This window comes from Prevotella heparinolytica, assembly GCF_004342845.1.
Classification (GTDB): domain Bacteria; phylum Bacteroidota; class Bacteroidia; order Bacteroidales; family Bacteroidaceae; genus Bacteroides; species Bacteroides heparinolyticus.
In genome coordinates this window covers 41,609-54,638 of record NZ_SLXB01000027.1, presented here as the reverse complement: position 1 = coordinate 54,638, position 13,030 = coordinate 41,609, and the positions used below count along the sequence as shown (strand labels likewise).

The 13,030-nt window shown below is 49.0% G+C and carries 16 protein-coding genes and 1 tRNA gene; 9 read left to right on the top strand and 8 right to left on the bottom strand.

Annotation, left to right across the window (positions count from 1 at the left end):
* The 3 genes from EV202_RS15110 to EV202_RS12570 form a co-directional block, all read left to right on the top strand.
* A partial coding sequence (locus EV202_RS15110; RefSeq protein ID WP_165899432.1) for a fimbrillin family protein occupies positions 1 to 1,977 on the top strand: 1,977 nt, incomplete at its 5' end.
* Positions 1,978 to 2,390: 413 nt separating this feature from the next.
* The gene (locus EV202_RS12575) at positions 2,391 to 2,906 is read left to right on the top strand and encodes an HU family DNA-binding protein (RefSeq protein WP_131927309.1); all 516 of its coding nucleotides are present in this window, start codon (positions 2,391 to 2,393) and stop codon (positions 2,904 to 2,906) included.
* A 193-nt stretch (positions 2,907 to 3,099) separates the two neighbouring features.
* Complete coding sequence (locus tag EV202_RS12570) at positions 3,100 to 3,375, top strand: hypothetical protein (protein WP_106041407.1); 276 nt, start codon at positions 3,100 to 3,102, stop codon at positions 3,373 to 3,375.
* 11 nt (positions 3,376 to 3,386) lie between these two features.
* Here the strand turns inward: EV202_RS12570 and EV202_RS12565 are convergent, their stop codons facing one another.
* The 4 genes from EV202_RS12565 to EV202_RS12550 are packed head-to-tail and all read right to left on the bottom strand — an operon-like array spanning position 3,387 to position 7,979.
* Complete coding sequence (locus EV202_RS12565) at positions 3,387 to 5,921, bottom strand: S9 family peptidase (protein ID WP_131927313.1); 2,535 nt, start codon at positions 5,919 to 5,921, stop codon at positions 3,387 to 3,389.
* 2 nt (positions 5,922 to 5,923) lie between these two features.
* Positions 5,924 to 6,610, bottom strand: coding sequence for an RluA family pseudouridine synthase (locus EV202_RS12560; RefSeq protein WP_131927308.1), 687 nt, complete (start codon positions 6,608 to 6,610; stop codon positions 5,924 to 5,926).
* Between the two features lie 11 nt (positions 6,611 to 6,621).
* Positions 6,622 to 7,368: a 3-oxoacyl-[acyl-carrier-protein] reductase gene (gene fabG, locus EV202_RS12555; protein ID WP_106069302.1), complete on the bottom strand. Its 747-nt coding sequence runs from the start codon at positions 7,366 to 7,368 to the stop codon at positions 6,622 to 6,624.
* Between the two features lie 14 nt (positions 7,369 to 7,382).
* Positions 7,383 to 7,979 carry a TetR/AcrR family transcriptional regulator gene (locus EV202_RS12550; RefSeq protein WP_106069301.1) on the bottom strand — a complete coding sequence of 199 codons (597 nt, stop codon included), beginning with the start codon at positions 7,977 to 7,979 and terminating at the stop codon, positions 7,383 to 7,385.
* A 139-nt stretch (positions 7,980 to 8,118) separates the two neighbouring features.
* Here EV202_RS12550 and EV202_RS12545 point away from each other — a divergent pair.
* Both EV202_RS12545 and EV202_RS12540 read left to right on the top strand, forming a co-directional pair.
* Positions 8,119 to 8,190 (top strand) — tRNA-Met (locus EV202_RS12545).
* A 133-nt stretch (positions 8,191 to 8,323) separates the two neighbouring features.
* Positions 8,324 to 9,493 carry a tyrosine-type recombinase/integrase gene (locus EV202_RS12540; RefSeq protein WP_131927307.1) on the top strand — a complete coding sequence of 390 codons (1,170 nt, stop codon included), beginning with the start codon at positions 8,324 to 8,326 and terminating at the stop codon, positions 9,491 to 9,493.
* A 42-nt stretch (positions 9,494 to 9,535) separates the two neighbouring features.
* Here EV202_RS12540 and EV202_RS12535 read toward each other — a convergent pair whose 3' ends face one another.
* The 3 genes from EV202_RS12535 to EV202_RS12525 are packed head-to-tail and all read right to left on the bottom strand — an operon-like array spanning position 9,536 to position 10,297.
* Entirely contained in the window at positions 9,536 to 9,760 is a 225-nt protein-coding gene (locus EV202_RS12535; RefSeq protein WP_131927306.1) for a helix-turn-helix domain-containing protein, read from the bottom strand.
* A gap of 12 nt (positions 9,761 to 9,772) precedes the next feature.
* Positions 9,773 to 10,054: a hypothetical protein gene (locus EV202_RS12530; RefSeq protein WP_131927305.1), complete on the bottom strand. Its 282-nt coding sequence runs from the start codon at positions 10,052 to 10,054 to the stop codon at positions 9,773 to 9,775.
* Positions 10,055 to 10,093: 39 nt separating this feature from the next.
* The gene (locus EV202_RS12525) at positions 10,094 to 10,297 is read right to left on the bottom strand and encodes a hypothetical protein (protein WP_131927304.1); all 204 of its coding nucleotides are present in this window, start codon (positions 10,295 to 10,297) and stop codon (positions 10,094 to 10,096) included.
* Positions 10,298 to 10,712: 415 nt separating this feature from the next.
* Between EV202_RS12525 and EV202_RS12520 the strand changes: the two genes are divergently transcribed.
* On the top strand, positions 10,713 to 11,069 hold the full coding sequence (locus EV202_RS12520) for a pyocin knob domain-containing protein (RefSeq protein ID WP_131927303.1): 357 nt from the start codon (positions 10,713 to 10,715) through the stop codon (positions 11,067 to 11,069).
* A gap of 28 nt (positions 11,070 to 11,097) precedes the next feature.
* Here the strand turns inward: EV202_RS12520 and EV202_RS12515 are convergent, their stop codons facing one another.
* Positions 11,098 to 11,469 carry a pyocin knob domain-containing protein gene (locus EV202_RS12515; RefSeq protein WP_131927302.1) on the bottom strand — a complete coding sequence of 124 codons (372 nt, stop codon included), beginning with the start codon at positions 11,467 to 11,469 and terminating at the stop codon, positions 11,098 to 11,100.
* Positions 11,470 to 11,542: 73 nt separating this feature from the next.
* Here EV202_RS12515 and EV202_RS12510 point away from each other — a divergent pair, with 73 nt between their 5' ends.
* From EV202_RS12510 to EV202_RS12500, 3 genes are read left to right on the top strand one after another with little or no spacing between them, the layout of a single operon-like run.
* Positions 11,543 to 12,139, top strand: a complete 597-nt coding sequence (locus EV202_RS12510) for a master DNA invertase Mpi family serine-type recombinase (protein WP_131927301.1) — start codon at positions 11,543 to 11,545, stop codon at positions 12,137 to 12,139.
* 55 nt (positions 12,140 to 12,194) lie between these two features.
* Positions 12,195 to 12,458 (top strand): hypothetical protein, encoded by a 264-nt coding sequence (locus EV202_RS12505; protein ID WP_131927300.1) that lies wholly within the window; start codon positions 12,195 to 12,197, stop codon positions 12,456 to 12,458.
* On the top strand, positions 12,445 to 12,960 hold the full coding sequence (locus EV202_RS12500; protein WP_131927299.1) for a glycoside hydrolase family 73 protein: 516 nt from the start codon (positions 12,445 to 12,447) through the stop codon (positions 12,958 to 12,960). Before EV202_RS12505 ends, EV202_RS12500 begins: the two co-directional genes overlap by 14 nt.
* Positions 12,961 to 13,030: the final 70 nt, after the last annotated feature.

The window sequence follows — 13,030 nt, the reverse complement described above, 5'->3', positions numbered from 1 at the left end:
ACGGGCAACCCGCTCCTGCCGGGGACGGTGACGAAGATAACGCTGAAGGGGGTGTACGGCACGGCGACGCACCGCATAGGGGAGACGGCGTGGAGTGCATACTCCGGGGTGCGCGACTTCGGGCAGACGCTGAACGTGGCCACGCCCGACCCCAACGTGCTCGGTGCTCCGATCACGCAACCGGCGGCCACCTTCATGATGCTGCCGCAGACGCTGCCCGCAGGTGCGCAACTGGAAGTTGTCTACACCGACAAGCTGACGAACACGCAGCGCACGCTCACGGCAAGCATAGCGGGGAAGACATGGGGCATGGGCAAGACGGTGACCTACCGAATCTCCACGAACAGCATCTCGGTAGTGCCGATGCTGAACGTCATCGCCCCGGGTGACTTCGAGCATACGGGAGGCACGCAGAACTACACCGTATCCAGCTACCTGGAGGTGACACGCCCGGGAGACGCAACGAAGACGCTGCCCATGGCGTGGACGGTGGAATACTCCACGGACAACGGGCTGAACTGGAGCAATACCAAGCCCGCATGGCTGACGGCGTTCACCGAAAGCGGGGCGGGGGGTACTGCGGCAATATCTTACTACGCAACCGTGGGGGCGCAAACAGCCGTAATCCACCATCCGCAAAACGCCGCCCTGCTGGCAGCCACTCCCGTGAACGACGGTACAAACGCCAACATCTACGACCTCTCCACCAAAGGAGGAACGGTAAACATGAATACCGCCAACTGCTACATAGTGAATGCCGCAGGGAGATACCGGCTACCATTGGTATATGGCAATGCGATCAAGAATGGCAATCCTAACCCTTCGGCCTATACCTCCACGGTAAGCGGAACTGATATACTGAAGACATTCATTAACCACCTCGGAAATGGGATTACCAATCCATACATTTACAACAATGCAAACTGCACGCCCAATAGTTGCACGCTCGTCTGGCAGGACGAGCCGAACCTTGTAACGAATGTAAACCTCTCTTCCGACAATCATTACCTTGAATTTACGGTGAATCAGGCCACCATCCGGCAGGGCAACGCCGTGGTGGCGGTGCGCGACGCCTCGAACACCATACTTTGGAGCTGGCACATCTGGGTGACGGACTACAAGCCGGGAACAACCACACCCGACAAGGAAATCACCAACCACCAGGGCGTACGATATAAGCTTATGACCGTCAACCTCGGCTGGTGCGATGGAGATGAGAAGACCTACGCCGAACGCACCGTGCAGGTGCGCTTCAAGCAGACCGGAACAACAGCCCAACAGACCATTACCGTGAAGCAGAAAGCGCATACCTTTACAGAGCTTGGCAACAGTACCTACTACCAATGGGGACGTAAAGACCCGTTCGTGGGGGCATTGGAGAATCCAGACGGAAGCTCGAACAGCATCAATAAGACTTGGTATGACGTATCGGGGGCAACCCATACCGACGAGCGTCCTGCAACAGGCAGTTTCCCATACAATAATGCCTGCATCACCTCCGGTATCACCCGGCCTAACACATTCTGTACTAATACTTCCATGGACAATAAATACGCCAACCTCTGGAGTGCGAACAACACCGTCTACACAGCCAACGACAACTCTGTTGTAAAGACCATCTACGACCCTTGCCCCGCAGGCTACAAAATGCCTCCGAGCAATGTCTACACCGGCTTCACTACAACGGGAGGCAATACGAGCAACTCATCTGAGTTCAATGTGCAAGGACCTTGGAATAAAGGTTGGAACTTCTATTGCAACTCAAGCAAGACCGAGACCGTGTTTTTCCCTGCGTCGGGCTGTCGGTACTTCAGTTCCGCAGTGCCCTACCACATGGGGCGCGACGCCTACTGTTGGACGGCGGGGCCGAGCAGCACGTACTACGGGTGGAACCTGGGCTTCGCCTCGGGCTTCGTGAACCCGCTGTACAGCCACCATCGGAGCTTCGGCTTCGGGGTGAGACCGTGCCAAGAATAAAAGGGAGCGAAGCGATCGTATCAGCTTCCTCTATAATTTAATATAGTATTAACCAAACAAAACGAACATTCATGAAAAGAGAACAAATCCGAGCGCCGGCTTCTTGCAGGCAAGCATCCTGCCTGAAACCTACCTGCCTCCACCGAAAAGAGGTGCGCATGCAGATGTTAAAGGAAGGAGTATGCGAAGCGGGAAATGCCGCATATGCGAAGCCGACAACCTCGCATATACGAGGCAGCCAACGTCGCATATGCGAGACAGGTTGCGTCGCATATACGAGGCGAGCAACGTCATATATACGAGACAAGCAGCCTCGTATATGCGAGCCTTGACAACTCCCCGGCAAGTCCCCGATGATGAGACCGAGGAAAGAGACAATCCTTTTATTATCAACCAAATAAACAAATTAAATTATGAGTGTGAAGTATAAATTGTTACAGAAAAAGAACCCGATGAAGAAGAACGATCCTGCCAAGTGGTATGCCATCCCCAACAGTGACAAGCCGTTGGCACAGAAAGCCCTGACCCGTGCCGCAACGGCAAACACCACCACGGCCCCCATCGAACTGGAATCGGCCATGGAGCTGCTGGCGGCCTTTATCCCGCAACAGCTTCAGCAGGGGCACACGGTGAACGTGCCCGGAATGGGTACGTTCCGCCTCACCTTCAAGAGCGAGGGCGTGGAAGACATCGACAAGTTCAATGCCGGGCAGATGATAAAATCGCCCCGCATCGTCTTCACCCCCGCCAAAGAACTGCGTGAGAGAACTCTGCAAGGCATCAGCTACGAGAACGGCGGCGTACTGGAAAACAAAATCAACTACGCCTCGCTGGCGGACTACCGCAAAGCGAAAGGGATTCCCGAACCTACGCCCGGCGGCACAGGCGGTAGCGGCACGGGCGGCCAAGGAGAGAATCCGCTTGGTTAGCGGTTGTTAGCGGTTAGTGGTTAGTTGTCAGTGGTGAGCGATTAGTGAGTGGTGAGTGAAAAACAGAAAGCACTCATCACTTACCGCTCACCACTTATCACTCACCGCTCACCGTTCACCACTCATCGTTAACCGTTCATCACTCATCACCCATCGTTAACCGCTCATCGACTAACCGTTAAACACTACTACCATGGCCCCCTATCGAACTATCAAAAGAATACGTGCGGCGAAATTCCGCAAGAGTTGCCTGATAAACATCGACATGACGGGCGAGGCATTCACGGCCTACGACCGCTCGGCCTTGATATTGCACGCCATATATCCGCAACTGCCCCTCCGACATGTGGTTTGCGGAGATGGACAGAAGCATCCGATGGTGACGGACATCCCACAGAAAATCATCCTCGAGGTGTGCCGCAGATACCGGTTAGTGGATGCGACGGCGAGGCTGATAAATGGGGGTTAGGAATCACTAACTCACCAATGCCTTTCGGGATACAGGTCGTTCCACCACGCCGGGCTGTTCTGCAGCCAGCGGGCAAACCATGCCATGATGGAGTTGTGCCACAACACGCGCTTGTCGTAGTCGAGGATGAAGTGGTTCTCGCCGTCTACAGTGATGAGCTCTACCGGTTTGCCCAGAATCTTCAGGGCGTTGTACATCTGGATGCTCTCGCCGATGGGCACATTGGTGTCCGCCGTGCCGTGCAACAGCAAGAGCGGAGTCTTGATTTTGTCGGCATTGAACAAGGCGCCGTGCTTGGTGAAGAGGTCGGGGTTGTTCCACGGATAACTCTCGGCGGCGGCCACGGAGTTGTATGAATATCCCCAATAGCCTTCGCCCCAATAGCTGGCCACGTTGCTGATGCCGGCATGCGAGGCGGCGGCAAAGAGGTCGGTCTTGGTCTGCAGATACATCGTCATGAATCCGCCGTAGGAGGCTCCCAGACAGCCGATGCGCTTGGCGTCGACAAAGGGGTGGGCGGCGCAGAACTTCTTGGTACCCTCGATAATCTCGTCGGCCGTGCGGTCGCCCCAAGCGTTGACGTGGCGGGCCGAGAATTCCTGCCCGTAGCCGATGGTGCCGCTGGGCTGGAGGACGTAGACCACATAGTTGCGCGAGGCAAAGAGTTGGGGGGAGTAGGGCGAGGTGATGCCGCGCGTGGAGGGCAGCGTTCCGCCGTAATAGTAAACGATAAGCGGGTATTTCTTTGCCGGGTCGAAAGAAGGAGGCAGGCACATCATGCCCCTGATTGTCGTGCCGTCTGCCGCCGTAAAGTCCCACTCTTCCATCTTGCCCAATTCTATCTTCTCCAAGATGGGGTTCATGGGATTGGCAAGCAAAGCGGAGGTCTGCTTTTTGGCATCATACATGTAAGCCGCTCCTGTGCCGGTGTTTCCTCCTCCCACATAGGCGGCAACCGAAGGATTGTCTTCGGCCAGTGAGAAATTGTAAATCACATCTTCCTCAAGTGGCAGTTTTTCGAACCGGCGGGTCTTCAAAGAATAGCGATAGATGTTCCGGCAGTCTCCGTCGGTGGTATTGAAATAAATGCAACCGTCCACACGGTTCCACTGCAAGGGAGTTACTGTCGGGTTGAAGTCTCGTGTGATAGGGTCTAACTTCTGCGTTGTCAAGTCCAAGATGAATGCTTGTGTGTCGAAGCTGTTGGCAATGGGATGAGGGTCACAATTGCGTCCGATGCCTCCGAGGGCATCCGGCCCGCCGGTCAGCAGCAGCTTCTTGCCGTCGGGAGAATAAGAAGCCCCCCCTATATAAGCGTCCCAGCCCACCAAAGTATCGGTCTTCAAAGTGGACAATTCTATCTCGAACAAAGAAGAAAGCGAGAACGGACACTCGGTGATGTTCGATTTGGATGTACTGCACAGCAGCTTCTTCCCGTCAGGAGAAATATCGTTCAGATAGACGCTGTGGCTGCCATAAGTGAGACGTTCGGAAAGTCCCGTCGACAAATCATACTTCATGAGATAATAGCGGTTGCGCGAATCGGGTATGCGGTCGTCCGGATGCAACAGTCGCTTCAACGGCCCGGCGACCTTTTCGCCTTCATCCGTCAGCGTATAAATGAGGCAGTCTTCCGTAGGCGACCAAGTGAAGTGCTCTTCGGGAACGTTCTTCAACAAGACTTCCTCGCGCATGGTGGCGGGGTCGAACACCACCAAGTCATTCTGCTCTTTACCCACAACCGTATAATAAAGCTTATTGCTTCGTGGCATCCAACGCATACGCTCGTTGGCGCTGGGCAATATCACCCGCCCGGTCTTCACCTCGGTCAGCTCGCAACGGGTTTTGGAACGCTTCACGCCATAATTATCCGAATAACAGGTCAGCAGGTATTTGCCGTTCGGCGAAAGGGAAACCCAACTCACACGGGAACCGAAGTTGGTATTGAACAACGAAAGGCGCCTTTTTAAGTCGGGCGCCATCAGGCAACCCACATCCGCAAACTCTTTCTCTTTTTCAAACTCGCACTTCAGCATCGGCGGCATCTTGTCATCGGCCGAAGAGAGCAACTTGACGACCACCACGCAGTCTGCTTCCGGCTCCATGCGCAGGCTCACGACGGAGGGACGCACCTGCGACAGGCTGTCTTCCGCCGTGTCTTTCGACTGCCGCGATTCGCCGTTGACAAATACCTCGAAGCGGACGGGCGAGTAGACGTTCAGCTTGCCTTTCAGAAAACGTTCCGCTCGCAGATGGGTGGAAAACAGATAGACCAGATGGTCTTTCTCAGCTTTCTTCACGGTGACGTAGCCTGCGGTGTCGGCAGAGATGCGCTCGGAAGGATGTGCGTCGAAATCGAGACTGATTTTCGTCTTCAGCAGGTCGGCAGGCGCAAACCTTTCTCCCTTGAAGTTGATGCTGTCTCCCTGAAGAGGAGTCCGTACTGCAACGGCAGGACGCACCTTGTATTCGGCAACTCTTTCTTGTGCCCGGACTGCCAATCCCGCCATCAGGAGCAGCCCCGATAAAATCATAAGTCTTTTCATCATTATTCGGTTATAAGATTCGTTTCAAAACTCTGCCACAAGCCGTCGGAGGCGGGGGTGGGCGCTTCTACCTCTATCAGCTCCTTGGATACCGGATGCACAAAGCGGATATTCCGTGCGTGCAGGCAAATGCTTCCGTCCGGATTGGAACGAGGGGAGCCGTATTTCAAGTCGCCCTTGATGGGGCATCCCATCTTTGCCAGCTGGCAACGGATTTGATGATGCCGTCCCGTCTTCAGGTCTATTTCCAACAGATAATAGTTCTGTGAGTGCCCGATAAGTCGGTAGTGCAGGATGGCTTTCTTGCTGCCCGGCTTCTCACGGTCGTACGCATAACTCTTGTTCTGTTTCTCGTTGCGTATCATATAGTGCACCAATTCCCCTTCTTCCTGTGGAGGGCGGTTTTTCACCACGGCCCAGTAGGTCTTCTTCACTTCGCTGTTCTTGAACATTTCATTCAGACGGGAAAGCGCTTTACCGGTCTTGGCAAAAACAACAAGACCGCTCACGGGGCGGTCCAGTCGGTGAGTGACACCGATAAAGACATTGCCGGGTTTCTGATATTTCTCCTTCAAATACTGTTTCACGGTCTCTGAAAGCGGCGTATCGCCCGTTTTGTCTCCCTGAACTATCTCGGAAGCGGTTTTGTTGACTATAATGATATGATTGTCTTCGTATACGACAGTCATAGCAACGCTCTTTACATATTCATTCCACCATCTATCTGAATGACCTGGCCTGATACGTAGGATGACATATCGGAGGCAAGGAAAGTAGCCACGTTGGCCACGTCTTCGGGCGTACCGCCACGACGCAAGGGAATCTTCTTGGCCCATTCGGCCTTTACCTCATCGGACAAGGCATCGGTCATGGCTGTCATGATGAATCCCGGAGCAATGGCATTGGCGCGGATACCGCGCGACCCTAATTCTTGTGCCACTGACTTGGCCAAGGCAATCATACCGGCTTTGGACGCGGCATAGTTGGCCTGGCCTGCGTTGCCGTGAACACCTACCACAGAGGCCATGTTGATGATGCTGCCGGCTTTCTGGCGCATCATGACCGGCGTGCAGGCATGGATGAAGTTGAATGCCGATTTGAGGTTTACGTTGATGACCATGTCCCATTGTTGTTCGCTCATGCGCATCATCAGGCCGTCGCGCGTGATGCCGGCATTATTTACCAAAATATCGATGCGCCCGAAGTCTTTCTGAATATCCGCCACAACATTGGCCGTGTCTTCAAAGCTTGCAGCATTCGAAGCGTAAGCTTTGGCTTTTACACCCAAGGTTTCCAGTTCCTTTGCCGTAGCTTCGGCATTTTCGTCAATCACCAAGTCGGTGAACGCAACATTAGCTCCTTCTTGAGCAAACTTCAAAGCGATGGCCTTGCCAATGCCACGGGCGGCACCGGTCACAATGGCTGTTTTTCCTTCTAATAATCTCATATTCTTTAAACTGTTTATGAATGTATTTCTTTCTTTCCCAATGCACTGAGCACCATACGGCTTACGTAAGTCCCACGAACCTCGTCGTCCATATCGGGAGCTATCTGACCGCGAATATAAGGTACTTCTATCCCTTTCACGCTATAATGTACGATGGCGGCAGTCATTTCGATGTCATCGATCTGAAACACTCCCTTTTCCACTCCTTCGCGGAGCACGTCTTCGAAGAGTTGTATCTCTTTTGCATCAAATCGCTTTCGCACCTTTTCCACCCTCCATATATCTCTGAAGAAGTTGGCACGGAGTGTTCCGTTGCGAAACACTACCTCTTTCACTGCATCCAGACGGGTGTATATCATTTCCATCATCTTTTCATCGGGCGAGATGTCTTTCTCTGCCACACGTTTCATCATATCCGAAAGGATATCCAATTCCGTCTCGACAACAGCCATGTAAATATCTTCCTTACTTTTAAAATAGGTGTAAAGTGTTCTTCTTCCCTTTTTAGAGGCGAGGGCAATATCGTTCATCGTGGTATTCTCGACACCCATCTTTGCAAATAACTGACGGGCAACATCCACCAATTTAGCTTTTGTCTTCGATACGGTCATAAATTAATTGCACATTGCTTTAATATTTGAGCAAAAGTAAAACATTTCCGCATATCTCACAAGCAATAGAAAAATAATATGTGTTTTATTTGCAGATTAAAAATAATGCCGTACCTTTGCACCCACAAAACAACAACATCGCGGAGTGGAGCAGTGGTAGCTCGTTGGGCTCATAACCCAAAGGTCGTCTGTTCGAGTCAGGCCTCCGCAACTAAAGTGAGGATAAACCTTTTTATTTCAAGGGTTTATCCTTTGCTCTTTAAAAAAGGTCGGACAAAAGTCGGACAAAAAAAGTACCAGATTATTAATCATACGTTTTCGCACTCGAAAAACGTATAAAAAAAATGTCTTCATTAAAATCAAGGAAAGGTGCATCTATATATAATGTTGTAACCTACACTCTTCCCAAACTACACACCGGAAAAAATTGGTATGTCGATTTTCAATGCCTCGACCCTGTTGATGGCAGAATGAAAAGGAAAAAGTATATGCTTGATTCCATAAACAAGGTTTCTGATAAGAAAAAGCGGGCAGCCGAAATTATCGCTAATACCACATTACGCTTAAGGCAAGGATGGAATCCTTGGGCAGAAGCTACATCAGAGCGTATGTATGCACGTTTTGATGATGTGGCCACTCTATATCTTAGATACATTGAGAAGTTGACAGCCAATAACACTTTAAAAAGGAAAACATGCTATGATTACCAATCACGCATGAATATGTTAATGGAATACAATCAAAGCAGAAGCAATCCTATTATATATATGTACCAGTTAGACCAAGCGTATATCAGCGACTTTCTGGACTATCTATTGTTAGACCGCGATGTGACGGCACGCACGCGCAATAATTACAAGACATGGTTTTCGGCTTTCTGCACATGGTTGCAAGAGAAAAAATATATGAATAATAACCCGGTAGAACATGTAAAGAGCTTGACCGAAGGAGGAAAGTTCCGATCTGCATTTTCACATGGCGATTTGACTCGGTTGAAAGATTACCTACAAAAAACAAACCTACACTATCTGCTGGCGTGTCAGATGGAGTATTACACTTTCATCCGACCTGACGAATTATCCTGTATTCGATTACGGGATATCCACATTAAAGAGCAGAAAGTATATGTTTCATCTGCTATTTCCAAAAACCGGAAAGATGGTATGGTAGGACTTAACGATACAATAATAAGATTAATGATTGATCTAAATATTTTTAGTTACAATTCCGACTATTATTTGTTTGGTAAGGACTTTAAACCTTCAAAGACAAAGGCTGATTCGAGGATATTCAGAGATTACTTTAATAAACTCAGAACCGTCCTTAGGATGCCAAAGAATTACCAGTTTTATTCACTAAAAGACTCTGGCATCAGAGACCTTGCCAACACAGAAGGAATTGTTGTGGCACGAGATCAAGCGCGCCACTCTGATATCTCTGTTACAAATAAGTATCTCAAAGGAGACTCTTTGACTGTTCATGAAGCGACAAAACATTTTAGCGGATTGCTATAAAACAGTACAAAGTTTATATAAAAACTGGCAAGCCATCTCATATTAGTGCTTGCCAGCTACTTGACTTACCTCTATTAAAACTATCCTTGCATCAAGAGCATTCGCAATTTTGGAGAGGGTATCAATGGTTGGTGACATCTTTCCACCCTCTATCTTACAAAGATTGGAGTGGTTGATGCCTGTCTTGTCGGCAAGATCCCTCACTGTCATTTGTTTTTTCGCTCTAAGGGCTGCTATTGCAGCCCCTATTCTTTCTCTATCAGTCATCTTAACTCTATATTAATCAGAGAAATCCCAATCTGCTGCAAGGCAGAAATAGCATCCGCTCTGATTGTGCACACCAGCAGCATACACCTTGGCAACGTTATTCGCTTTCGAGAGCCCTAACTTTTCACAAGCCTCTTCAAAGCTGGTATCATCAGAGGTAATTGCGGTTACGGCGTCAGCACTGTTTACGAAGCCTGACAGCTCTTCTGCCTGTTCTTCTGTCTCTACCAAATAGGGGTCGGCGTTGAAAATGGCAATTGCGCCGATGAAATCTTTTGAATCAAAGTTTTTCATAATGTTTGCCCGTCATGCCGATAGCGCAGCGTTAATGATTTATCTGATTTTTTCTTCGTAAATTACTTCTCCGGTTTGGTTACATACTATTGATACTGTACCGCCTTTATAATCGGCAAAATAGCTCTCGTCAGTGCCGTTATAAGTCTTGATGTAGTCAAGGCAATACTCATAATTCTCTGTCCAGCCTTTACTGTTGCTGTTCTCTGCGTCATTGAAATGAATGTCGTAAGTTGTTTGCATAATCTTAAGTTTAAACGTTAATAATTCTTTTCTGTATTGCAAAGATAAGCATTATTTCCGTGTTGGCAAATAAACCAACAAGAAAAACAACGCCATTAACTCTATTTAACAAACAAGGCGACTGCCCATCACGGGCAACCGCCTTTAATATGAACTAAAAGTATCATCTACTTAATATGTCGCCTATACAAAATGTACAGTAAAAGTACAATCAACGCCCCGAACATCCATCCGCCCATATCAAGCTTAATACTTTCCCATTTGGTTAGTTTCTTTTCAACGGGATAAGGCACTTGCACACTATCTGTTTGTAGGACGGTGTCCGTCTTATTGATAAAGAGGTATCGATACTCCATCAGCTTAATATACTTATATACGGTGTCTCCTTTATCAAGGACGATTAAATTACAAGGATATGATTAAGACTATACAAGTAAATAGCGCAGACGTGGTGGAACTGATTAGGGCGCAAATGAGTGAGGTATCTGACACGACGAAAGGGCTGATGCCGTCTAAAGGCTTTAGGTTGCGAGCAGGTATAACAGATGCAAATTTGGCAGAAGATAGCGGGATGTATTATGGGGTGACAAGCAATATCCCTGCCGATTATACATCATATTGCGTGATAGTGTTCAATGCGAGCAATATCAATCAACTTATTATTAAGCAGGTGGCATTCCCAGCCCCATCCACAACGATAGACCTGAAGTATAATAGGATGTACATCCGTTACAAAGTGCCTGCCGGTTGGTCTGCGTGGAAAGAATTATAGTAGTAGGCGGTTTCCCGCCTACTATCCTTTATCCAATCTTCTTCCACGCCCCCCAAGCTCCACTTACGTAGCCTCTTATATACATCTCAACGACCGGGTTAGCCCCCTCGATTGAGTAATATCGCTGCATGCCCCGCGAGGTGGAATACATGCGTGTCTCCAAAATGGCTGATTTATATGGAAATGGCGCATTGTTCCATTGATAGGAGGATACATCAACACTCTCGACAATCGTATTACAATCAATAGTAATACCCTCTTTGTTTACGACTCTGCCAACCTTAAGCATGTCTGACGGCTCTGCCAATACTCCACTGCCATTGCCTATCCCTACCGCCTTTGCCGGTGTACCTGTCGGCAATCCTGCCAATGCACTTCCAAGTTCTTTTGTCTTAATCATACCTGTTACTTTTATCATCCATCACATCTACGTTTTCGGCATCCATCTAATATTACTAATTTCGGCGGCAAAAATGGTTTACGCATATATCAGGGTGTCGACGGATAAACAAACCGTCGAGAACCAGCGGTTTGAAGTGCAGAAGTTTGCCACGGAAAAGGGGATAGTAATAGATAGATGGGTCTCAGAAACCGCATCAGGAACAAAGGCGGCATCCGATCGCAAGCTTGGTGGCCTGCTCAAAAGAATGAAGAAAGGGGATACTCTTATCCTCACGGAGATAAGCCGTCTTGGCAGAAATTTAATGCAGATAATGTCAATACTCAATCTCTGCATGAGTAAGGAGACCAAAGTCTTGACCGTCAAGGAGCGGTATGAACTTGGCAATAATATTAACTCGCAGATACTTGCTTTTGCCTTTGGGCTGTCGGCTCAAATCGAGCGTGACCTTATATCGCAACGAACCAAGGAGGCGCTTGCCATGCGCAAGGCTGCCGGGAAGAGGTTAGGAAGGGAGGTTGGAAGTAAGAACAGCCACTACAAGCTGACAGGCAAAGAAGCTCTTATCCGAACAATGTTTGAATATGGTTATTCAAAATCCGCTATATGCCGAAAACTTAAATGTAATCCTAAAACTCTCAAAGATCGCCTGAGAAGAATGAATTTGTAGTGTCCTTTTTATAAAAAACACCATCTCCTACCTTCGCATATATAATTTTATTGTTATGAAAAAGAATACGAAAGAAGACGTACAGATATGTACAGCTGTTGGAATGCTCATTGCTGGCGTTGGGTTGTCAGTTGCGGGTTTCATAGTGGAGCCAACTGGGCAGATTCACGATTCTGTTTTGTGGTTTTTTGCGCAATGTTTGATGTATGCGGGTGGTATTTTCGGGATTGGCATCTATGTCTCAAGTAAATTCAATCACCTCGTAGAGGGATTGAAAGAAAGGCAAGAGAATAAGGAGGTACGCAATGAAACCAAGTGAATTTGTCAAGTGCATATACCCGAAAGCAAAGAAGATGGGCGAGATTGACCCTGTGTTTGTCACCGCACAGGCGGCTCTTGAATCAGGCTGGGGAAAGTCCGCCATTGGTAACAACCTGTTCGGCATAACCAAGGGAAGCAGTTGGAAGGGGGCGGTGCAACTTGTTACTACGACCGAGTACTTCTCGCGCCCAGATGTAACGTTCGAAGCGCCGGAGAAAGTGTTGCAGGTGGCTAAGATTAGCGAGCATCGCTACAAGTACATCGTAAAGCGTTATTTCCGTGACTATGACAGCGTGGCGGACTGCTTGGCCGACCATTTTGCCCTCTTGCAGCGCCCACAGTTTGCGGACGCTTGGCCGTATAGGAAGAACCCAGAACTTTACGTTCGCAAGCTGGTAGACAACGTGGGCGGTAAGTACGCCACCGCACCGGATTATGCCGAGGTAATGGATAAAATGTTTAAGATGGTCAGACGAATCGTAAAGGAGGAAGGGTTATGACGGGAAAAGAATACCAAGAAGCAAAACGCCTGATGAGCATAGGTTGTATTGCTCTTATCCTTATGCTGTT